Source organism: Pseudohoeflea suaedae, from assembly GCF_004354915.1.
GTDB lineage: Bacteria > Pseudomonadota > Alphaproteobacteria > Rhizobiales > Rhizobiaceae > Pseudohoeflea > Pseudohoeflea suaedae.
The window spans coordinates 1,136,902-1,156,201 of record NZ_SMSI01000001.1; the positions used below are offsets into that span (position 1 = coordinate 1,136,902).

The 19,300-nt window shown below is 63.3% G+C and carries 18 protein-coding genes; 9 read left to right on the forward strand and 9 right to left on the reverse strand.

What is annotated here, in order from left to right; all coding sequences use genetic code 11:
• Positions 1-110: 110 nt before the first annotated feature.
• Genes E2A64_RS05255 through E2A64_RS05270 form a run of 4 tightly spaced genes read left to right on the forward strand, consistent with a single transcriptional unit; the run spans position 111 to position 3,788 of the window.
• On the forward strand, positions 111-788 hold the full coding sequence (locus E2A64_RS05255; RefSeq protein WP_158285688.1) for a CerR family C-terminal domain-containing protein: 678 nt from the start codon (positions 111-113) through the stop codon (positions 786-788).
• The gene (locus tag E2A64_RS05260; protein ID WP_133283349.1) at positions 785-1,741 is read left to right on the forward strand and encodes an HlyD family secretion protein; all 957 of its coding nucleotides are present in this window, start codon (positions 785-787) and stop codon (positions 1,739-1,741) included. The genes E2A64_RS05255 and E2A64_RS05260 overlap by 4 nt, the downstream gene beginning before the upstream one ends.
• Positions 1,738-2,655: an ABC transporter ATP-binding protein gene (locus E2A64_RS05265; RefSeq protein WP_133283350.1), complete on the forward strand. Its 918-nt coding sequence runs from the start codon at positions 1,738-1,740 to the stop codon at positions 2,653-2,655. The genes E2A64_RS05260 and E2A64_RS05265 overlap by 4 nt, the downstream gene beginning before the upstream one ends.
• Entirely contained in the window at positions 2,652-3,788 is a 1,137-nt protein-coding gene (locus E2A64_RS05270) for an ABC transporter permease (protein ID WP_133283351.1), read from the forward strand. The genes E2A64_RS05265 and E2A64_RS05270 overlap by 4 nt, the downstream gene beginning before the upstream one ends.
• Positions 3,789-3,796: 8 nt before the next feature.
• Here the strand turns inward: E2A64_RS05270 and E2A64_RS05275 are convergent, their stop codons facing one another.
• The 9 genes from E2A64_RS05275 to cydD form a co-directional block, all read right to left on the reverse strand.
• Positions 3,797-4,654, reverse strand: a complete 858-nt coding sequence (locus E2A64_RS05275; RefSeq protein WP_158285689.1) for a transglycosylase SLT domain-containing protein — start codon at positions 4,652-4,654, stop codon at positions 3,797-3,799.
• Positions 4,655-4,746: 92 nt separating this feature from the next.
• A complete protein-coding gene (locus tag E2A64_RS05280) occupies positions 4,747-6,036 on the reverse strand; it encodes a TRAP transporter large permease (RefSeq protein ID WP_133283353.1) in 1,290 nt (429 codons plus the stop codon).
• Positions 6,033-6,572, reverse strand: coding sequence for a TRAP transporter small permease (locus E2A64_RS05285; RefSeq protein WP_206662419.1), 540 nt, complete (start codon positions 6,570-6,572; stop codon positions 6,033-6,035). The genes E2A64_RS05280 and E2A64_RS05285 overlap by 4 nt, the downstream gene beginning before the upstream one ends.
• Positions 6,569-7,588 (reverse strand): TRAP transporter substrate-binding protein, encoded by a 1,020-nt coding sequence (locus E2A64_RS05290; RefSeq protein WP_133283354.1) that lies wholly within the window; start codon positions 7,586-7,588, stop codon positions 6,569-6,571. Before E2A64_RS05290 ends, E2A64_RS05285 begins: the two co-directional genes overlap by 4 nt.
• Positions 7,589-7,789: 201 nt before the next feature.
• On the reverse strand, positions 7,790-7,930 hold the full coding sequence (gene cydX, locus E2A64_RS05295; protein ID WP_133283355.1) for a cytochrome bd-I oxidase subunit CydX: 141 nt from the start codon (positions 7,928-7,930) through the stop codon (positions 7,790-7,792).
• Between the two features lie 21 nt (positions 7,931-7,951).
• Positions 7,952-9,115, reverse strand: coding sequence for a cytochrome d ubiquinol oxidase subunit II (gene cydB / locus E2A64_RS05300; RefSeq protein WP_133283356.1), 1,164 nt, complete (start codon positions 9,113-9,115; stop codon positions 7,952-7,954).
• A gap of 12 nt (positions 9,116-9,127) precedes the next feature.
• Positions 9,128-10,753, reverse strand: coding sequence for a cytochrome ubiquinol oxidase subunit I (locus E2A64_RS05305; RefSeq protein WP_133283357.1), 1,626 nt, complete (start codon positions 10,751-10,753; stop codon positions 9,128-9,130).
• Positions 10,754-10,849: 96 nt separating this feature from the next.
• The gene (gene cydC / locus E2A64_RS05310) at positions 10,850-12,520 is read right to left on the reverse strand and encodes a thiol reductant ABC exporter subunit CydC (RefSeq protein ID WP_133283358.1); all 1,671 of its coding nucleotides are present in this window, start codon (positions 12,518-12,520) and stop codon (positions 10,850-10,852) included.
• Positions 12,517-14,247 (reverse strand): thiol reductant ABC exporter subunit CydD, encoded by a 1,731-nt coding sequence (cydD, locus tag E2A64_RS05315; RefSeq protein WP_244598154.1) that lies wholly within the window; start codon positions 14,245-14,247, stop codon positions 12,517-12,519. Before cydD ends, cydC begins: the two co-directional genes overlap by 4 nt.
• A 155-nt stretch (positions 14,248-14,402) precedes the next feature.
• Between cydD and E2A64_RS05320 the strand changes: the two genes are divergently transcribed.
• The 5 genes from E2A64_RS05320 to E2A64_RS05340 all read left to right on the forward strand — a co-directional run bounded on the left by E2A64_RS05320 (position 14,403) and on the right by E2A64_RS05340 (position 19,221).
• Positions 14,403-15,110 (forward strand): GntR family transcriptional regulator, encoded by a 708-nt coding sequence (locus E2A64_RS05320; protein ID WP_206662431.1) that lies wholly within the window; start codon positions 14,403-14,405, stop codon positions 15,108-15,110.
• A gap of 222 nt (positions 15,111-15,332) precedes the next feature.
• On the forward strand, positions 15,333-16,394 hold the full coding sequence (gene dctP / locus E2A64_RS05325) for a TRAP transporter substrate-binding protein DctP (protein WP_133283359.1): 1,062 nt from the start codon (positions 15,333-15,335) through the stop codon (positions 16,392-16,394).
• 22 nt (positions 16,395-16,416) lie between these two features.
• The gene (locus tag E2A64_RS05330; RefSeq protein WP_133283360.1) at positions 16,417-16,932 is read left to right on the forward strand and encodes a TRAP transporter small permease subunit; all 516 of its coding nucleotides are present in this window, start codon (positions 16,417-16,419) and stop codon (positions 16,930-16,932) included.
• A 3-nt stretch (positions 16,933-16,935) separates the two neighbouring features.
• Positions 16,936-18,246 carry a TRAP transporter large permease gene (locus E2A64_RS05335; RefSeq protein WP_133283361.1) on the forward strand — a complete coding sequence of 437 codons (1,311 nt, stop codon included), beginning with the start codon at positions 16,936-16,938 and terminating at the stop codon, positions 18,244-18,246.
• Between the two features lie 33 nt (positions 18,247-18,279).
• The gene (locus tag E2A64_RS05340; RefSeq protein ID WP_133283362.1) at positions 18,280-19,221 is read left to right on the forward strand and encodes a dihydrodipicolinate synthase family protein; all 942 of its coding nucleotides are present in this window, start codon (positions 18,280-18,282) and stop codon (positions 19,219-19,221) included.
• The last annotated feature ends 79 nt before the right edge of the window (positions 19,222-19,300 follow it).

The following is a 19,300-nucleotide window of genomic DNA, read 5'->3' on the forward strand; positions in this document are numbered from 1 at the left end:
TTCTCCATTTCAGCAAGGCACCGCGAAGCGCGACGAATTCAGCAAGATTAAATCAAACGATTGATTAAATCTTGCTTGGTGCTATTCTCCTGTCGTCGATGGAGAATGTGATGGCAAAAGGTGCGTGGAACAGGGATGCAGGCAGGGCGGGTGAGGAAACCCGCATGGAACTCGTGAGTGCGGCTACGAGGCTGTTCGGCGCCAAGGGTTTCGAGGCCACCTCCACACGCGAGATCGCGGCCGAGGCCAACGCCAATATCGCCTCCATCGCCTACCATTTCGGCGGCAAGGACGGGCTCAGGATGGCCTGCGCTGAAATGGCGGCCGAACAGATCAGTCGCGTCATCGGCGAAGTGGTTCTGAAAAGCGATCCGCAAGGGGATCCCGAGCAGGCGCTGAAGATCATCGAGACGGCGATTGCCGCAGCACTCGGCTTCCTGCTGGGGCAGGACCGCGCACGCGACCTGGCGGCCTTCATCCTTGGCGAGGTCGCTCGTCCCGGCGAGGTCTTCGAAAGGCTTTACGGACAGGTCTTCCAGCCGGTCCATTCGCGGATGTGCCGGCTCATGGGAGTGGCAACGGGGCGGGATCCGGAAGACGAGATCATTCGGCTGGGCGTCTTCACGATCGTCGGCCAGGTTCTTTATTTCCGTCTTGGCGCGCACATCGTCGCCCGTCGCATGGAGTGGGAAACGTTCGGCCCCGATGAGATCGCATCGATCCGCGAGGTCGTGGTCGGAAACATTCGCGCCTTTGCAGCAGCCAACAAGACAGGAGCCGGTTCATGAGCGCGTTTCTCTGTACCATACCGCTGATCGGCGGACTGCTTTCCGCCTGTCCCGTTACCCATCCGCTGGCCGTCGGTTATGCCGAGGGAGAATTCGTTCTTGCCGCCCCGATCGAGACGGCCGAGATCGTCTCGGTGTCCGTCGAGCGCGGCGATCGCGTGAAATCGGATGCGCCGCTGGTGGAACTGGAAAAGCGGGACGCGGAAATCGCAGTGGCACAGGCGCGTGCCGCTCTGGCGCAGGCCGAGAGCAATCTCGCCAATCTTCGCCAGGGCAGGCGGCCCGAGGAGATAGCCGCCATTCAGGCCTCGCTTGCCAGCGCGAAGGCCCAGGCCGGTCAGGCGTCGAAGACCTTCGACAGGCAGTCGGACCTTCTCAAACGCGGCATCGCCACCCAGGCCGCATATGACAGCGCCGAAACCGGTCTCGAACTCGCCCGCGCCAAGGTCACGGAACTGGAGGCCAATCTGGCGGTGGCGCAACTGCCTGCCCGAAAGGACGAGATTGCCGCCGCCAACGCCCAGGTGGAACAGGCGCAGGCAACGCTCGAACAGGCGGAATGGCGGCTGGCGCAGCGCTCGATCTCGGTCCCGGTCAACGGCATCGTCTACGACATCATAAGGAACCCCGGCGAGGTGGCGGGACCGCAGGCGCCGGTATTGTCGGTGCTGCCCGACGGAGCGATCAAGCTCAAGCTCTACGTGCCGGAAAGCGCGCTGTCCTCCATCGCGCTCGGCGACGAACTCCCGGTCCGCTGCGACGGCTGCTCGGACAAGACGCGCGCCAGGATATCCTATATCTCGCCCGACCCCGAATTCACGCCGCCGGTCATCTACTCGCTCGAAAATCGCCAGAAGCTCGTCTATCTCGTCGAGGCGCGGCCGGAGACAGGCGATACGGCGCTCAAGCCGGGCCAGATCGTCGATGTCGATCTGGAAATGGCCAAAAAATGAACGTGATCGACGTCCACGACCTGACCAAGAGCTTCAACGGCAAGACCGTTGTCGATCATGTCTCCATGGCGGTCGGGCGCGGCGAGATTTCCGGATTTCTGGGGCCCAACGGCTCGGGCAAGACCACGACCATCCGCGTCATGTGCGGTCTCCTGAAACCCGATACCGGCCACGGGACCGTGCTCGGCCACGATCTGCTGACCGAGGGGCTCAGGATCAAGCGCGAGGTCGGTTACATGACGCAGCGCTTCTCCTTCTACGAGGATCTCTCGATCGAGGAGAACCTGGCATTCGTCGCACGGCTCTACGAGCTCGAGCCGGTCGGTCAGGCGGTACGCGACACGCTGGAGGATCTCGGGCTCTACTCCCGCCGCCGGCAACTGGCGGGCACCTTGTCCGGCGGCTGGAAACAGCGGCTAGCGCTTGCCGCCTGCCTGATGCACAAGCCGAGCCTTCTCCTGCTTGACGAACCCACCGCCGGTGTTGACCCCAATGCCCGGCGCGAATTCTGGGATGAGATCCATGCCCGCGCCGCCGACGGCCTGACGGTGCTGGTCTCAACCCACTACATGGACGAGGCGGAGCGCTGCCACCGCATCCACTACATTTCCTACGGCAAGCTGATTGCGAGCGGCACGGTCGACGAGGTGGTCGACAATGCCGGGCTCTTCACGCTTCTGGTGACGGGCGGAGACCTCGCCGAGGCTCAGAAGCGGCTGCGCCGGATCGAGGGTGTCGACCAGGTCGCACCCTTCGGCGTCACGCTGCACGTGGTCGGCACCGATCACGACAAGCTCGAAGCCGCCGTCCGGCAGGTCTCGTCGGAGACGGGCAGCCAGTGGACGAAAGGCGAGACGAGCCTTGAGGACGTTTTCATCCAGTTCATGGCGAATGCACGGGACAACATGGCATGAACACGCTGTTTTCGCTCAGACGGCTCCACGCCATCATCCTGAAGGAGCTCATCCAGATGCGTCGCGACCGGGTGACATTCGTCATGATGCTCGGCGTGCCGCTGGTGCAGCTCATTCTCTTCGGCTACGCGATCAATCTGGATCCGAAGGGACTTCCTGCCGCGCTGGTTACAGCGAGCCAGGACCAATATACCCGCGCCATGGTCTCGGCGCTTGAAAATACCGGCTATTACCGTTTCGACTACCTCGTCGACAGCGCCGAGAAGGGCGACAGGCTCCTCGAGAACGGCACCGTCTCCTTCGTCGTCACCATCCCCGGCGATTTTGCGCGCCGGGTGATCCGGGGCGATCATCCGCAGATCCTCATCGAGGCGGATGCGACCGACCCGTCCGTCGCATCGGGTGCGATCTCCACGCTCTCGACCGTTGCCGCCCAGGCCCTGTTGCGCGAGCAGTCGGCGGAAGTCCAGTCGGCGCGCGAGAAGGCGAGAGAGCTCGAGGTCGTCGTGCACCGGCTCTACAATCCCGAAGGCATCACCCAGTACAATATCGTCCCCGGCCTGCTCGGCGTCATCCTGCAGCTGACGATGGTGATGATGACCTCCATGGCCCTGACGCGCGAAACCGAGCGTGGCACCATGGAAAACCTGCTCGCAATGCCCGCGAGCCCGCTCGAGATCATGCTGGGCAAGGTCATCCCCTATCTCATGGTGGGGGCGGTTCAGGTGCTCGTGGTGCTCGGCGCCGCCCGCTTTCTCTTCGGCGTGCCCTTCGTCGGCTCGATGCCTCTTCTTCTGGGCGGGATAGCGATCTTCGTCATGTCGCTGGTGCTGCTCGGCTATACGTTCTCCACACTGGCGCGCTCGCAGATGCAGGCCATGCAGCTGACCTTCTTCTTCTTCCTTCCCTCGCTCATGCTTTCGGGCTTCATGTTTCCTTTCCGCGGCATGCCGGACTGGGCGCAGATGCTCGGCGAGATATTTCCCCTCACGCACTTTCTCAGGGTCATCCGCGCGGTGATGCTCAAGGGTACGGATTTCGTGACCATATCCAACGAGATCGGGGCGCTCTTCCTGTTCGTCTTGATCTATGCCGGGCTTGCGCTCCTGCGGTTCAGGCGAACCCTCGACTAGGCGGTAACCTACCGTTCCGTCTGACCGTTCCTGGCGACCATGCAGGCGCCCCCCAGTCCGCGCAGCTTCGAGCAGATCGCCTGCGCGCCGCCGCGCGTTTCCGATCCGATGCGCACGGAATAGTGGCTCCGGCGCCCCATCCCCGCAGCGACCGGCATGACGTAGACCTTTCCGCCGCCGATCCGGAAACCGGTGCGTTCCTTGACCGCGCTCCAGAATGTCATTGCGGCGTCGATGTCGATGCCGGAGCCGACCACCACCGCCCACGGCATTTCCGATGGTGCTTCAAGTGAGGCGTCTCCGCTCGCAATCAGCGGCAAGCGACGGCAGGCATCAGCGAAGCCGAAGCGTGTCTCGAGCGGCCGGACATCGAGCTTGGCCTTGGGATCGCGGAAATGATCAGGGTTCTCCCCGGTCATCTTTCTCAGAAATATCATGGTCGAGACCGGCAGGTAGCCCTTGCCGTCGATCCAGCGCCGAACGGCTTTCTCGCCCCCCTGGTAGGCTGCAAGGGCGAGGCCCAGATTGCCGAAACCTTCGTTCAGAGCGGCGATCCGATTAACGGCCGCGGGAATGGCAAGCTCGATATCGGACGCGTCCGACAGCCTCTCGCTTTCGGCGATGATCGCATTGAATTTCGCAACGCCCGTTGCACCGGTCGGCGAAGTATAGGCGGGATCGAAGGCAGTTTCTAAGAAGAAAAGCCGGGCGATGAGAGCATCCGGCACACCGCTGGCCTTCGCCTGATCGGCGATCAGCGTGCAGATCCGGTCGACGCTGGCAGCCTCCTCCTCCTGCGCCGCGGCGGGCCCTGAGGCGAGAATGCACGCGGCCATCGCAACGCAGGCGATGAATGCGCGGGGCAATGGTGATCGGCCTTCCAGTCTTCTCATCCATCGCCTCGACGGTTACATGCGATCCCGATGATGAACGTCGGAGCCGGAATTCTCAAGCGGCGTTACATGCTCGACGGCAGAAGCAGGACGATGCCGGGAATGGCGATGATCAGCGCGACGCGGACGATGTCGAGCACCAGGAAGGGTACGAGGCCCGAGAAGATGGTTTTCAGGCTGACGTCCCTGACCACCGATTTCAGAACGAAGGCGTTCATTCCGACCGGCGGCGTGATGTAGCTGATCTCTGTGACGATCACCACGAAGATGCCGAACCAGATGAGATCGATGCCGAGCGAGGCGACGACCGGATAGAAGATCGGCACTGTGAGCATGATCATGGACAGCCCCTCGAGCATGCAGCCGAGCACCAGATAGATCACCAGGATCGTCAGAAGCACCGACAGGGGCGAGCCGCCGAAGACGGTCAGGAGCGCCTGCATGTCCGTGGTCATGCCGGAAAGATTGACGTAGTTGGTAAAGGTCAGTGCACCGAATAGGATGAAGAACATCATCGCGGTCGTCCGCGCGGTCTCGAACAGCGTTTCGAGCGTTTCGCGGAAGTTGAGCCGGCGGCTGGCAAGCACGAGCAGGAACGCGCCCGCAGCGCCCATGCCAGCACTTTCCGTCGGCGTGAAGATGCCGAAATAGATCCCGCCCATGACGAAGACGAACAGTGCCAGCGCGCCCGAGGTCCGGCCCAGAGCGGCGAAACGCGCCCGGAGCGGCAGCTTCGGTTCGGTCCGCAGCGTGCCTCCGCGCAGCTTCACCGAGATCATCACCGCGATCGCGTAGCCGATGACCCCGACAATGCCAGGGATGATGCCGGCCAGGAACAACTTGCCGATGTCCTGCTGCGTCATGATCCCGTAGAAGACCAGGATCACCGAAGGCGGAATGAGGATGCCGAGCGTGCCGCCCGCCGCGATCGAGGCCGTGGAGATCTCGTCGGGATAGCCGAAACGGCGCATCGACGGCAGCGCGATCTTCGACATGGTTGCCGCAGTGGCGATCGAGGAGCCGCAGACCGAAGAGAAACCACCACAGGCGATCACGGTCGCGATGGCGAGGCCGCCGGGACGATGGCGCAGCCAGGCGTGTGCCGCGGCGTAGAGATCGCGCGCGATGCCGGACTGGACGACGAAGTTGCCCATCATCAGGAACAGCGGCAGTACCGAGAGCGAGTAGTTGCGGCCGTTCTCGAAGAAGGTCTGTCCGATCAGCGCCAGCGAGGGTTGCCAGCCTATGATGGAGGCTGTCCCGACGAGGCCGACAAGCGCCAGGGCAAAGGCGATTGGCATGCCCGTCAGAAGAAGTGCGGCGAGGACGGCGACGCCGATTGGCCATTCGCTCATTCTTCGCTCACTCGATTTCGGGAGACGCGTGCTCCCCGCAGGCCGCTCATGCCGAGCCAAAGCGTCATCAGCGCCGACACGCCGATACAGGCTGCACAGAACCAGGCGACGGGCGCCAGCGGCACGTCGAGTGTTTCGGTGGTGCCGCCATAGCCGGCAATCTGGTTGCCCTGCTGGAAGATGCGCCAGCCGATGGCTGACAGAAGAGCGGCAATGACGAGCGACAGGATGAACTCGCGCAGCGGCTGGAAGCGTGCCGGCAGCCGGTCCGAAAGGAGGCTGACCGACACATGGCCGCGATCGAGAGTGACGGCCGGCAGCCCCAGGAACACCACCCCGACAAGCATCAGTTCGGTCAGTTCGGTGGCGCCGACGAGCGGGCTGTTGAGAAGATAGCGCCCGATGACGTCGACGAGCGTGATCCCCATCATGGCGAGAAGCATGGCGGCGCAGATCGAGGCGAGAACCAGGCGCAAAGGCCCGCCTCGCCGCTCTTCGTCCGGACCGAAGTGATCCGGCCGCATGGCTTCACTCATTCGGCGGCTGCTTTCTCGATTTCCGCTTTCAGAAGGTCCAGCGCTTCCTTGCCGTCGAGGCCGCTCTGGGAGAAGTCCTCGAGCGAAGCGTCGATCACCGGCTGCAGTTTTTCCCTGAGAAAGTCCATCTGTTCGGCGGTTGCCTGGTGGATCGTGATCTGCCCGTCCATGGCCTTCACGCCTTCGGCATCGACACGGTCCCACATCTGGCCGAACTGGCGGGCAAGGGCTTCGCCCGACACGCTGTCGATGGCCGCCTTGTCTTCGTCCGAAAGGCTTTCCCACCTGGCCTTGTTCATCACCACGAAAAAGGAGGTGTTGTAGAGCCCGCCTTCGACGAACAGGGCCTGATCGAGAAGCGGGGTCAGTCCGAAGAAGTTGACGGATTCCGGCGGGAAGAAGATGCCGTCGGCAACCTTCTGCGACAACAGCTCATAGGTCTTGGAGGAGGGGCCTTCGACCGGCACCGAACCCAGCGCGGTCGCGACTTCGTGGACGAGGCCGCCGCCGACGCGGATCTTCGCGCCTTCGAGACTGGGAAGGTTGGACAGATCGCGTCCCTTTACGAAGGCTTCTCCGGGGCCGTGGGTAAAGACGGCGAGAACCTTCACGTCGTCATATTCGCCCGCGCTCCTGAGCATCTTCTCGAAGGTGCGCCAGTAGGCGACGGAGGTGACGGTGGCGCTGGTGCCGAGAAAGGGGCCTTCGGTGATCGAGGCGGTCTTGAAGCGGCCCGGCGTATAGCCCTGGACGCCATAGGCGATATCGGCCACGCCGTTGACGGCGAGATCGTACTGGCCCGGCGGCGGGGCGAGCGGAGCGGAGAGAATGTTGAGCTTGACGCGGCCCTCGGAAGCTTCCTCGACCTTCTTGGCGTAATTCGTCAGCGCGTCGGAGACGATCGGATGCGCAGGTGGCAGCCAGCTCGCCATGTTCAGCACGGTTTCGGCCTGGGCTGCGAAAGACGTCAGCGTCAGTGCGGTGGAAAGAAGAGCCGTGCGGAAAAAACTGGTCATGGCGAATTGTCCCCTGGTGGAATGGTGCTTCCATGAATACGCCCCGGAAACGGCCCGGGGCGGTAGCCTCGAATGAACATTCAGCCGTTTCGGAGTCAAGCGCAAGGCCGGGACCCAGGGTCAGGACCTGTTAATATGATCGGAATGGTCGGAACGAACTAGCGCGGGCTGCTCTGGCGCAAGGCCATGAAAGGCTTCGCGTCAGCTTTCGGGAGAATTTCCGGTCGCGCGGTCGCTCTCGGCAATGATTTTCCGGTCTTCCTGCATTTCAAGCCACATCGCGTTGACCACGGCGAAGCCGGCGGCAAGCGGGAGGCCGAGAAGCCAGGCGAAATACCACATGTCTGTTTCCTTTCTTCCGGCTCAGTAGAGGTTGTTGGAATTGGACGTCACGTCATCCTCGGTCACCTTGCCCCACAGCACCTTGTAGACCCAGGCGGTGTAGAGAAGGATGAGCGGCATGAAGATGATCACGCATATGAGCATGACGAAAAGCGTCATGTGCGAGGACGATGCGTCCCACACGGTCAGCGACGATTTCGGGTCGATCGAGGACGGCAGGATGAAGGGGAACATCGTCAGCCCGACGGTCGATATGACGCCGAGAATGCCGAGCTTCGACCACAGGAGTGCCGAGACCTCGCCGACGCCGCGAAGCTTCATCAGCGCCATCGACATGCCCGCGAAACCAAGGACAGGAGCGACAAGGATCCAGGGACGCGCGCCGTATGCCGCGAGCCAGCTGGTGTCCCTTGCAACCTCCGAATAGCGCGGATTGGACGGGCCGTCGGTGATCACCTGTCCCATCAGCCGGTAACCTTCGAAGCCGAAGGCAAGCCACAGGCCCGCAAGCGCGAAACCGGCGATCGCGACGAGACCGGCCATCGTGCCATAGGCCCGGGCGCGCCGCGCGATGTCGCCCTCGGTCTTCAGTGCGAGCCAGGCCGCGCCATGCATGATCAGCATCGAGAGGGAAACGATGCCCGTGAGCAGGGCGAACGGGTTCAGCAGACCCAGGAACTTGCCGTAGAAGGTGCCCTCGTAGATCGGCATCAGGTCTTCGGTGAGACGGAAGGGGACGCCCTGAAGCACATTGCCGACCGCCACGCCGAAGATCAGCGCCGGCACGGCTCCGCCCGCAAAGAGCGCCCAGTCCCAACCGTTCCGCCAGCGCTTGTCCTCGCGCTTGGAGCGGTACTTGAAGCCGACCGGACGAAGGATGAGCGCGGCCAGGATCGCGAACATGGCGAGATAGAAGCCCGAGAACGAGACCGCATAGAGCGGCGGCCATGCGGCGAATATCGCGCCGCCGCCGAGGATGAACCAGACCTGGTTGCCTTCCCAGACGGGCCCGACCGTATTGATGACCACACGGCGCTCGATGTCGGTTCTTGCGACGAAGGGCAGCAATGCGCCGGTGCCCATGTCGAAACCGTCGGTCATGGCGAAGCCGATCAGCAGGACACCGAGCAGCACCCACCAGACGACGCGCAGAAGATCGAAGGGAACGAGTTCGAAAAGGATCATCTTTCAGCCCTCCTACTCGGCCGGCTGCGGTGCGGGGGACGACTCGGCCGCCGGGTCGAAGCCGCTGGTACTCAGCCGCCTGACATGGCGCTTGGTCCACTCCGCGGTGGTCTCGACATCCTCGACCGGGCCCTTGCGGATATATTTCAGCATCAGCCCGATCTCGACGACGAAGAGCACCGTGTAGAAGATCATGAAGCCCGCCAGCGTGACCAGCAGATCGCCGACCGACAGGTGCGATACCGACAGGGCGGTCGGAAGCACTCCGTCCACCGTCCAGGGCTGACGGCCGTATTCGGCAACGATCCAGCCCATTTCGGCGGCGATCCACGGGGCGGGGATCATCCAGACCGCCACCCAGAGAGCGGGCCGCGGGAAGCGCATCTGCTTGAAGTTGGCGCGATAGAAGAAATAAGCCATCGTCCCGATGAACAGCATGCCCAGCCCGACCATGATCCGGAACGCCCAGAACAGTGGCCATACATGGGGAATGGTATCCTCGGCAGCCTGTGCGATCTGGGCGTCGGTCGCCTCTCTCGGATCGTCGACATAGCGCTTGAGAAGCAGTGCATAGCCCAGATCGTCGGAATGGGCTTCGAACCGCGCGCGCACCTCGGGCGGCGTCTGGTCCCGATCCTGCCGGATCGTCATCAGCGCATCATAGGCGATCAGTCCGTTTCGGATATTGGTGACATGTTCCTGCTCGAGCTCGTTGATGCCCGAGATCTCTTCGGTCAGTGACCGGGTGCCGATCAGGCCCATGACCCAGGGAATGTGGACCGCATACTTCGTTTCGCGCTTCTCCTGGTCGGGAATGCCGAACAGCGTGAAGCTTGCCGGTGCGGGCTCGGTCTCCCACATCGCCTCGATGGCCGCCAGTTTCATCTTCTGGGATTCGCCGGCCGAATAGCCCGACTCGTCACCCAGCACGACCACGGAAAGCGCGGATGCAAGGCCGAAGCTGGCGGCAACGGCGATCGAGCGGCGGGCCAATTCGATGTGCCGGCCCTTGAGGAGATACCAGGCGGAGACGCCGAGCACGAAGACCGCCGCCGTCACGTAGCCGGCCGAGACCGTGTGGACGAATTTCGCCTGCGCCACCGTGTTGAAGACCACATCGAAGAAGCTCGTCATCTCCATGCGCATGGTGTCGGGGTTGAACTCGGCACCCACCGGATGCTGCATCCAGCCGTTGGCGATCAGGATCCAGAGAGCGGAGAAGTTCGAGCCGGCGGCCACGAGCCAGGCAACCGCCAGGTGCTGAAGCCTGCTCAGCTTCTCCCAGCCGAAGAAGAACAGGCCCACGAAGGTCGCTTCGAGGAAGAAGGCCATCAGGCCCTCGATGGCAAGCGGCGCGCCGAAGACGTCGCCGACATAATGACTGTAATAGCTCCAGTTCATGCCGAACTGGAATTCCATGGTGATGCCGGTCGCCACGCCGAGCACGAAATTGATGCCGAACAGCGTGCCCCAGAACTTCGTCATCTGCCGCCAGATCGGCCGGTCGGTCATCACGTAGACCGTCTCCATGATCGCGACGATGATGGAAAGTCCGAGCGTCAGCGGGACGAAAAGAAAATGATACATCGCCGTCATTGCAAATTGCAGGCGGGACAGCTCTACGACGCCGATTTCCATCTAAATCTCCTTTCGCGCGGGGCGTGGACTGGCGGGCAGGAAGCCAGGCGATGGGTATCAGGCAGATACCATTGCCGACGGTTCTTTCGGGAGTGTCTAAACTGACGCAGGAGCTGCGACATGGTGACACCGGTGAGCGAACTCCCGCTCCGCCGCCCGATGCGACGCGAGAAGAATAACACCGTTTTCAAGCATTTGGCGATGGATGCCTGAAAGAACCTTGTGTGCCGTTTCGCGATCGAGGCCTTCGGTCGGTTCATCGAGCAATAGCAGGCGCGGCCGTCGGGCGAGCGTGCGGGCGAGCGCCAGGCGGCGGCTTTCCCCACCGGACAATCCGCTGCCCGCTTCTCCGAGCCGCATGTCGAGCCCGCCTCTGGCTGCGATGGTCTCGTCGAGCGCGACGGCGGACAGGAGCGACCAGATGGCGCCGTCGTCGATGCCAGGATCCGCCATGCGGATGGCATCGCGGATCGAGCCGGCAAGAAGCGTGCTGCGCTGGGGCAGGAATGCCACGTCGTGGCGCAGCTCTGTATCCGTCCATTCCCCGAGCGGCAGGCCGCCGAGCATGATGGTGCCGCGCGTCGCCTCCAGCATGCCCGCGGCAAGCATGAGGATCGTCGACTTTCCAGCGCCGCTCGCGCCGGTGAGCGCCACGATTTCACCAGGCGCCAGATCGAGAGAGAAGCCGTCGAGAATCGGCCGCTCTCCACCATATCCGAAGGAAACCCGGTCGAATGACACCAACGCCTCGTCAGCCCGTGCGGTCCGTGTCTTGGGCGTGGCGGGGAGAGGCGCAGGCACATCGAGCATCCGGGTGACCCGCCGCGCCGCGTCGGTCATGGGGCCGAGCTCCGCGAGGCCGCGGCGGATCGGGCCGAGGATCTCGGCAAGCGCCAGCGTGGCGAAGAAGCCGATGGCCGCAATCGCGGGATCGATCACGCCCTCAATCACCAGCCAGGCGCCGATCAGCAACGCACCGCCGGATACCACCGTTTCGGCGATCGACATGACGAGCCCGCTCAGGCGTTCGGCCTTGTCCGTTTCGGTATTCGCATCCTGCAGGCGCGCCTCCGCCGACAGGACACGGGCCTTCCGGAGGTCCGTCTGTCCGGCAACCAGCCATTCGCCGCGCCCGGCGATCAGGTCCATGGTTCTCAGCCGCAAAGCGTTCTGCGCGGAGAAGGCGAGGCGCGCCGGCCGGCGGGCGCGCAGCGCGACGATCACCAGCGCTGCGATGGATCCGGTGCCGAAGCCCGCGAGCACCCAGGCTGCGAGCCGGGGATCGACGAGAAGCCACAGCGCCACCAGCGCTCCGGTCAGCGCCAGCGTGGCGGCGGCGAAGGGGATGATCAGACGCAGCACCAGTCCGTCGAGCGTGTCCACATCGCGCAGGATGCGGTTGAGCTGCTCGCCGGCGCGCAAGGCCGCAAGACGGGGAAAGGGGCTCCGCGACAGGGCCGTGAGCAGGCTCACCCGCAGGCGGGCGAGACTTTTCAGCGTGGCGTCGTGGGTCAGCATCCGCTCGCCGTAGCGGGCGGCTGTCCTGCCGAGCGCCAGAAAGCGCACACCGGCGCTCGGGCGGAACACGTCGAAGACGAGACCGGCGCCCGCCAGTCCGGCAACACCGGCTGCGGTGATGAACCAGCCCGACAGGCCGAGGAGCGCCACTCCGGCGGCCAGCACGGCCACGGCAAGCAGTGTCCCGCGCAGGAGCGACCACCATTCTTCCGCGAGAAGCCGGCGGGCGATGCGGAGAAGCGCGCTCATGTTCCGTCTCCGAGGACGATACGACGGTCCATGCGGGCGGCGAGCGCGAGATCGTGGGTGGCGACGATGAGGCTCGCCCCGCGCATCTTCAGGGCCAGCAATCCCTCGGTGACGGCATGCGCCGTTTCGGCATCGAGATCGGCGGTCGGCTCGTCCGCGAGAATGATCGCGGCGGAAGAGCAGAAGGCGCGGGCGATCATCAGCCGTCGCGCTTCCCCGCCCGAAACGCCATGTCCGGTTTCGCCGAGCCGTGTATCGAGGCCGCGGGGGAGGCGGGCGAGAATATCGGACGCCGATGCCGCGTTCAGTGCCGCCCGAAGGCCGGCATCGCTTGCTTCGGCAGCAAAACGGCGGAGATTGGCGCGCAGGCTCTCATGGGCGAAATGCGGGCTCTGCGGGATGAGGGCGATGTGTCGCCGCCACCCGTCGGCGGTGTCGTCGTCCAGGGTGCCGTCTCCGACGAAGACGGCACCGGTCTCTGCAGGCGTAAGACCCGCGATCAGCGCAAGCAGGCTCGACTTCCCTGTTCCGCTTGGCCCGACGACCGCGAGCGATTGACCTGCCGCGAGGTCGAAATCCGGATAGGAGATGGTCTGGCCGGAGGGTGTGATCCACCGCAGCGAACGGGTCGCCAGTTGCGGGGGCGCCGGCAATGTCGCGGCACTTCCCTTGCCCAGCATAGGCTCGAATGGCGCTGTCTCGACAGCATCGAGTTCGACGGCCACTGCAGCCGCCTGTGCCTTGTCGTGCCAGGCCGCGGCGAGATCGCGCAGCGGCTGGAAGAAGTCGGGCGCGAGCAGAAGCAGGAACACACCTTCGCCGACGCCGAGCGGTTTCGCCCAGGCACCGAAGTTGATCTGACCGATCAGCGAAAAGCCGACATAGACGGCCATCAGTGCAACACCGATCGCGGAGAAGAACTCAAGGACCGTCGACGAGAGAAACGCGACCGCCAGGACCTTCATCGTCCTGCGGTGCAGACGTTCGGCCGAGCGCCGAAAATCCCGGATCGTGCGGTCGGTGGCGTCGATGAGGCGCAGATCTGTGAGCGCGCGAATCCGCTCCATCAGCAGCCCGTTCATCGAGCCGATTTCCTTCATCTGCCGTTCGCTCGCGTCCTGCGCGGCCATGCCGACCAGGGCCATGAAGACCGGGATCAGCGGTCCGGCGATAAGAAGGATGAAGGCGGCGATCCAGGAGAAGGGCAGGGCAACGAGAAGGATTGCTGCGGGGACGATCCGCGCCCGCGCCATCGCCGGGCGGTAGCGGGTGAGATAGGGAATCGTCATCGCCAGCTTGTCGGCGGTCAGAGCCGCAATCTCCGCCGAACTGCGCCCTCCCTCCGAGAATGGCGAGCGCAAGGCTTCGCGCGCCAGGAGCCTGTTCCGCTCGCGCGAGATCACCGCCTGCGCCGCGGCAAGAGTGATCGATCCCGAGCGGTGGGAAAGCGCGGCCCGCAGCACTCCGAGCAGGACGAAGACCGATGAGCCATAGAGCGCATTGGTGACGTCCGGCTGACCCGAAACCAGATCGTCGATCACCATCGCCGCGGCCGCCGCCTGCCCGATCCACAGAAGGCTGGCAATGACCGTGAGCCATTCCGCGCGGCGAAGCCGGGTGGCTTCGGGTGCGCTCATCAGGTTCAGCCGAAGCCGTGCGCGATCCTCGGAGGTCTGGGTCGTTCCGGGATCGGTTACGTCATCTGTCATGGATGCGGGCGGGGTCATCGAGGCTATCCATACGCCATGGAGCTTCCGCACACCAATGGGAGCGATGCGCCATGGGGACGCAGGCGATTGTCTTGTCGACAAGTTGTATTTTTAGGGAGTAGGATCCGAATCGCCGTGAGAACATACAATCAGCGAGGGCATTCGTGGCAGAAATAATAGCAACCGAGGCGACGCCGGCAAAGCGCAGGCGCGGGCAGGGCGTGGGCACTGTCTACGAGATCCTCAAGCATGAAATCCTCGATCTGACCATTCAGCCCGGCAGCCCGATCGACGAGGTGAAGCTGACCGAGCGCTTCTCGATGTCGCGCACGCCGATCCGCGAAGCGCTGGTCAAGCTCGCCAGCGAGGGGCTTGTTGTCACCCTGCCCAACCGTTCGACGGTGGTGGCTCCGATCGATTTCCAGAACCTCGCTCACTTCTTCGATGCATTGACGCTGATGTATCGTGTAACCACCCGGCTCGCCGCGACCAACCGCACCGAGGCGGAGATCGTCCGTATCCGCCAATTGCAGAAGAGCTACGAAGACGCGGTGTCGGAAAAGAACGTGTCCGCGATGATCGAGGTGAACCGCGACTTTCATGCGGAGATCGCGCGAGCCGGCAAGAACCGCTACTACACCGACCTCTTCGAGCGTCTGCTGGACGAGGGGCGCCGCTTGCTCAGGCTATATTATTCCTCGTTCAATGACGAACTGCCGCAGCTCTATCTCGATGAGCACGAGGAGATGGTTCAGGCTGTGGCGGATCGCGACGTGGCCGCAGCCGACCGGATTGCGCAGCAGCACGCCCAGCAGATCGTCCGCCAGATCCAGGCCTACATCACCGAGGACCGGCGCCTGAACGCCGACATCCAACTCTAGGAAAATTGCCTGCGGGTGAAGCCTCAGACTGGAGACGGCGCATTCGGTCGAAAATTCAAAAATATTTTTTGTCGACAAGAAAAATACAAACGTGCATAGTCGATATGTCTTCGTTCCGAGAGACGCAAAGGCGGCGGGGAACCGCTTTCGGTGGAATCTCCGTCTCGCCTGCCAAGACCAACCGGCCGCGCATCCGTGCAGCGGCCAACCACAGAGGGTTTCATGTTCGACAAACTGAAAAAGTTTGCGCTGGTATCAGTGCTGAGTTTCGCTCCGCTGTCCGCGGTCGCCCAGGAAGTGACCTGGCAGATCCCGACTTCGGTTCCGGAAGGTTCGCCCTTCTACGTCAATTTCCTCGAGCGCTTCGCCGATAATGCCGACGCGCTGACCGAAGGCCGCGTCAAGATCGAGCCGTTCGGCGCAGGGGTCCTGGTTCCGGCCCTGCAGGTCTACGACGGCGTCAAGGACGGCATCATCCAGGCCGGCCACTCGACCCCGAGCTATCTGGTCAACCAGGATCCGACCAATGCCATCTTCGCAGGCTTTCCGGGCGGCATGGGCCCCGAGGCCTTCATCACCTGGATCTACGAAAAGGGCGGCAAGGAAAAGCTCGCCGAACTGCGCGCCAAGGATGGCCTGAAAAACCTCATCGTCGGTATCGGTTCGTCCGAAATCATGGCGCACTCCAACGTGCCGGTGACCAAGGCGGAAGACCTCAAGGGCCTCAAGTATCGCACCTCCGGTCCGTGGGCTGCCGTCATGAGCGAGTATTTCGGCGCGGTGCCGACCGTCGTTCCGCCGGGTGAAATCTACACGCTGCTGCAGCGCAAGGGCGTCGACCTCATCGAATGGGGCCCGCCCTCGGGCAACATGCCGGAAGGTTTCCACGAGGCCGCCAAGTACATCATCGTGCCGGGCGTCCACCAGCCGACCTTCCTCTGGGAAGTCGTGATGAAGCAGGAAACCTGGGATGCGCTCCCCGAGGATATCAAGCCGCTCCTCGAAAAGGCTGCCGAGTTGACCACGATGCAGGCGCTCATCCACTTCTACGGTGAGGATGTCGTGGCGATGGACACCTATCGCAACGGCAAGAACGAGATCATCACCCTGTCGCCGGAATTCGTGAAGGAACTCTCCGACGCGGGCAATGACTGGATCTCCAAGACCGCCGAGGCCCAGAAGGGCGAAGGCAACGCGACGATGTCCGATATCCTTGCCGACTATCAGGCGTTCAAGACGCTCTGGGAATCGGAATCGAGCTACCTGATCCGGAACCAGAAGTAAGTTTGAAACGGAGACGACCGTCATGAACAAGCTGTTCGGAATAGTCGAGGCTTTCACCCGCCTCCTCGCCTGGGCGGCGCGGCTCGTGACGGTCGTTCTCGTTGCAAGCATGATCTATGAAGTGGTGGCGCGCTATTTCTTCGGCGCGCCGACCATCTGGGCCTTCGACATCTCCTACATGGCGACCGGTGTGCTCTTCGTGCTCGGCGCCGCCTATACCCTCAAGGAAGACGGCCACGTCCGGATCGACTTCCTGGCCCAGAAGATGAACCCGACGTTCCGCCGCTGGTACGAGGGGCTGCTCTTCATCTTCGTCATCGCGCCCATCTTCGCGCTCCTTTCCAAATTTGCCGTCGAGAAGACCTGGCGCGCCTTCCTCACCTCCGAGGTCGAGATGGTCAGCCCCTGGGCGCCGCTCATGTGGCCCTTCTACGCGGCGCTCGCTCTCGGACTGATCGCTCTGACCATGCAGCAGATCGTCCATGGGCTTCGCCTGCTGATGGGCGAAAACGAAAAAAGCTTTGAACTGGAAGCCTGATAGATGCTTATCGCTTCACTCATGTTCCCGGCGCTCTTCGCGCTGGTACTCACCGGGATCCCCATCGCCTTCTCGCTGGCCATCGTGTCGGCGGCGGCCGGTCTCGCCAAATTCGGCCCCCATGCCTTCGGTCAGCTCTACGGCGCCTTCTACTCGGCTTCGACCAACTTCATCCTCGCCGCGATTCCCATGTTCGTTCTCATGGGCGCGATCCTGGAAAGGTCCGGCATTGCCGAGCGCCTGTTCCGCGTGATGCAGCTCTGGATGACGCGCCTGCCGGGCGGGCTTGCCGTTGCGACGATCGCCATGGGCGCGATCTTCGCCGCCGCCGCAGGCGTCGTCGGTGCCGTTGAAGTCATGATCGGCATGATGGCGATCCCCGCCATGCAGCGCGGTGGTTTTCGCAACAGCCAGATCGCAGGAACCATCTGCGCGGGCGGTTCGCTTGGCACGATGATTCCCCCCTCAGTCATCGCTGTCATGTACGCGTCGCTCGCGCAGATGTCGGTGGGCGAATTGCTCGCCGGCATGATGCTGCCGGGTCTGCTGATGGTCGGGCTCTTCATCGTCTATCTGATCATCCAGGGCGTCGTGGCCCCGCCACGGCCCGACGCGGACAATATCGAGCCCGACGTGCCGCTCGGCGAGAAGCTGAAGCTGACCGTCACGTCCTTGCTGCCGATCGTGGTCCTGATCTTCGCGGTTCTCGGCTCGCTCCTGGCCGGTATTGCCTCGCCCACCGAAGCCGCGTCCGTCGGCGCGCTCGGCGCGACGATCCTTGCCATCGTCTATCGCAAGTTCTCATTGCCGATGCTGTTCGATTCCCTTGCGATCACCGTGCGTATCTCGGCGATGATCCTTCTGATCGTGGCGGCGGGCACCATGTTCATGGGCACCTTTGCCGCCAATGGCGGTTCCCGCCTGATCCGCTCCATGGTCGAACTTTCCGGCTTCGGCGATGCGGGCATGATCGTCCTGTTCCTGATCATCGTGCTGCTTCTCGGCTTCGTGCTCGACTGGACGGCGAACGTGCTGATCACCGTGCCGCTGTTCACCCCCTTCATCCGCCAGGCGGGTATCGATCCCGTGTGGTTCGGCACGATGATGATCGTCGTCATCCAGACGAGCTACCTGACGCCGCCCATGGCTTCGTCGATCTTCTACCTCAAATCCATCGCGCCGAAGGACATGACCTATGGCGAGATGTGCCGGGGGGTCGTCCCCTTCATCATCCTGCAGATCCTTACCCTCGCTCTCGTCGCGCTGTTCCCGGCCCTTTCGACCTGGCTGCCTTCGAAAATCGTCGGTTTCTGATAGTCTGACCAACAACCCTAAGAAGAGTATCCCATGAACGATTCCATATTCACCGGTTGCATTCCGGCCCTCATGACGCCGTGCAAGGCCGACCGCAGCCCGGATTTCGATGCGCTTGTCCGCAAGGGCAAGGAATTGATCGAAGCCGGCATGTCCGCCGTCGTCTATTGCGGATCGATGGGTGACTGGCCGCTCCTGACCGACGCGCAGCGCATGGAAGGCGTGGCGCGGCTGACCGAAGCGGGCGTCCCGGTGATCGTCGGTACCGGTGCGGTGAACACGGCTTCGGCCGTGGCGCACGCGGCCCACGCCGCAAAGGTCGGCGCCAAGGGGCTGATGGTCATCCCGCGCGTTCTCTCCCGCGGTTCGTCCCCGGCCGCGCAGAAGGCGCATTTCAAGGCGATCCTTTCGGCCGCACCCGGCATCCCCGCCGTCATCTACAACAGCCCGTATTACGGTTTCGCGACCCGCGCCGATCTCTTCTTCGCACTGCGCGCGGAACACTCCAACCTGATCGGTTTCAAGGAGTTCGGCGGCTCTGCGGACCTGCGCTACGCAGCCGAGAACATCACATCGCGTGACGACACGGTCACCCTGATGGTCGGCGTCGATACCAACGTGTTCCACGGTTACGTCAATTGCGGGGCCGGCGGCGCGATCACCGGCATCGGCAACGCGCTGCCCAGGGAAGTTCTGCATCTCGTGGCGCTCTGCGAGAAGGCAGCCAAGGGAGACGTCAAGGCGCGTGCACGGGCGCTCGAACTGGAAAGCGCGCTCGCCGTTCTCTCGTCCTTCGACGAAGGCCCGGATCTCGTGCTCTTCTACAAGTATCTGCTCGTTCTCAACGGAGAGAGCGAATACGAGCTGCATTTCAACGAGACCGATGCGCTCGACGATGCCCAGCGCAACTATGTCGAAGCCCAGTACAAGCTTTTCCGCACCTGGTATGCGGAATGGTCGGCCGATCTCGGCTGATCGCGGCGAACGGATCTGTCGGAAACGGCGGCGGGCCACGGGCTCCGCCGCCGTTTTCATTTGTGATCGGCCGTCGATT

Coding starts and splice junctions, on each gene's coding strand:
- E2A64_RS05290 (WP_133283354.1), bottom strand. CDS start 7,588: ATGACCAGTTTTTTCCGCACGGCTCTTCTTTCCACCGCACTGACGCTG.
- E2A64_RS05340 (WP_133283362.1), top strand. CDS start 18,280: ATGAACGATTCCATATTCACCGGTTGCATTCCGGCCCTCATGACGCCG.
- E2A64_RS05260 (WP_133283349.1), top strand. CDS start 785: ATGAGCGCGTTTCTCTGTACCATACCGCTGATCGGCGGACTGCTTTCC.
- cydB (WP_133283356.1), bottom strand. CDS start 9,115: ATGATCCTTTTCGAACTCGTTCCCTTCGATCTTCTGCGCGTCGTCTGG.
- E2A64_RS05285 (WP_206662419.1), bottom strand. CDS start 6,572: ATGAGTGAAGCCATGCGGCCGGATCACTTCGGTCCGGACGAAGAGCGG.
- E2A64_RS05255 (WP_158285688.1), top strand. CDS start 111: ATGGCAAAAGGTGCGTGGAACAGGGATGCAGGCAGGGCGGGTGAGGAA.
- cydD (WP_244598154.1), bottom strand. CDS start 14,247: ATGACCCCGCCCGCATCCATGACAGATGACGTAACCGATCCCGGAACG.
- E2A64_RS05330 (WP_133283360.1), top strand. CDS start 16,417: ATGAACAAGCTGTTCGGAATAGTCGAGGCTTTCACCCGCCTCCTCGCC.
- dctP (WP_133283359.1), top strand. CDS start 15,333: ATGTTCGACAAACTGAAAAAGTTTGCGCTGGTATCAGTGCTGAGTTTC.
- cydC (WP_133283358.1), bottom strand. CDS start 12,520: ATGAGCGCGCTTCTCCGCATCGCCCGCCGGCTTCTCGCGGAAGAATGG.
- E2A64_RS05280 (WP_133283353.1), bottom strand. CDS start 6,036: ATGAGCGAATGGCCAATCGGCGTCGCCGTCCTCGCCGCACTTCTTCTG.
- E2A64_RS05335 (WP_133283361.1), top strand. CDS start 16,936: ATGCTTATCGCTTCACTCATGTTCCCGGCGCTCTTCGCGCTGGTACTC.
- E2A64_RS05265 (WP_133283350.1), top strand. CDS start 1,738: ATGAACGTGATCGACGTCCACGACCTGACCAAGAGCTTCAACGGCAAG.
- cydX (WP_133283355.1), bottom strand. CDS start 7,930: ATGTGGTATTTCGCCTGGCTTCTCGGCCTCCCGCTTGCCGCCGGCTTC.
- E2A64_RS05305 (WP_133283357.1), bottom strand. CDS start 10,753: ATGGAAATCGGCGTCGTAGAGCTGTCCCGCCTGCAATTTGCAATGACG.
- E2A64_RS05270 (WP_133283351.1), top strand. CDS start 2,652: ATGAACACGCTGTTTTCGCTCAGACGGCTCCACGCCATCATCCTGAAG.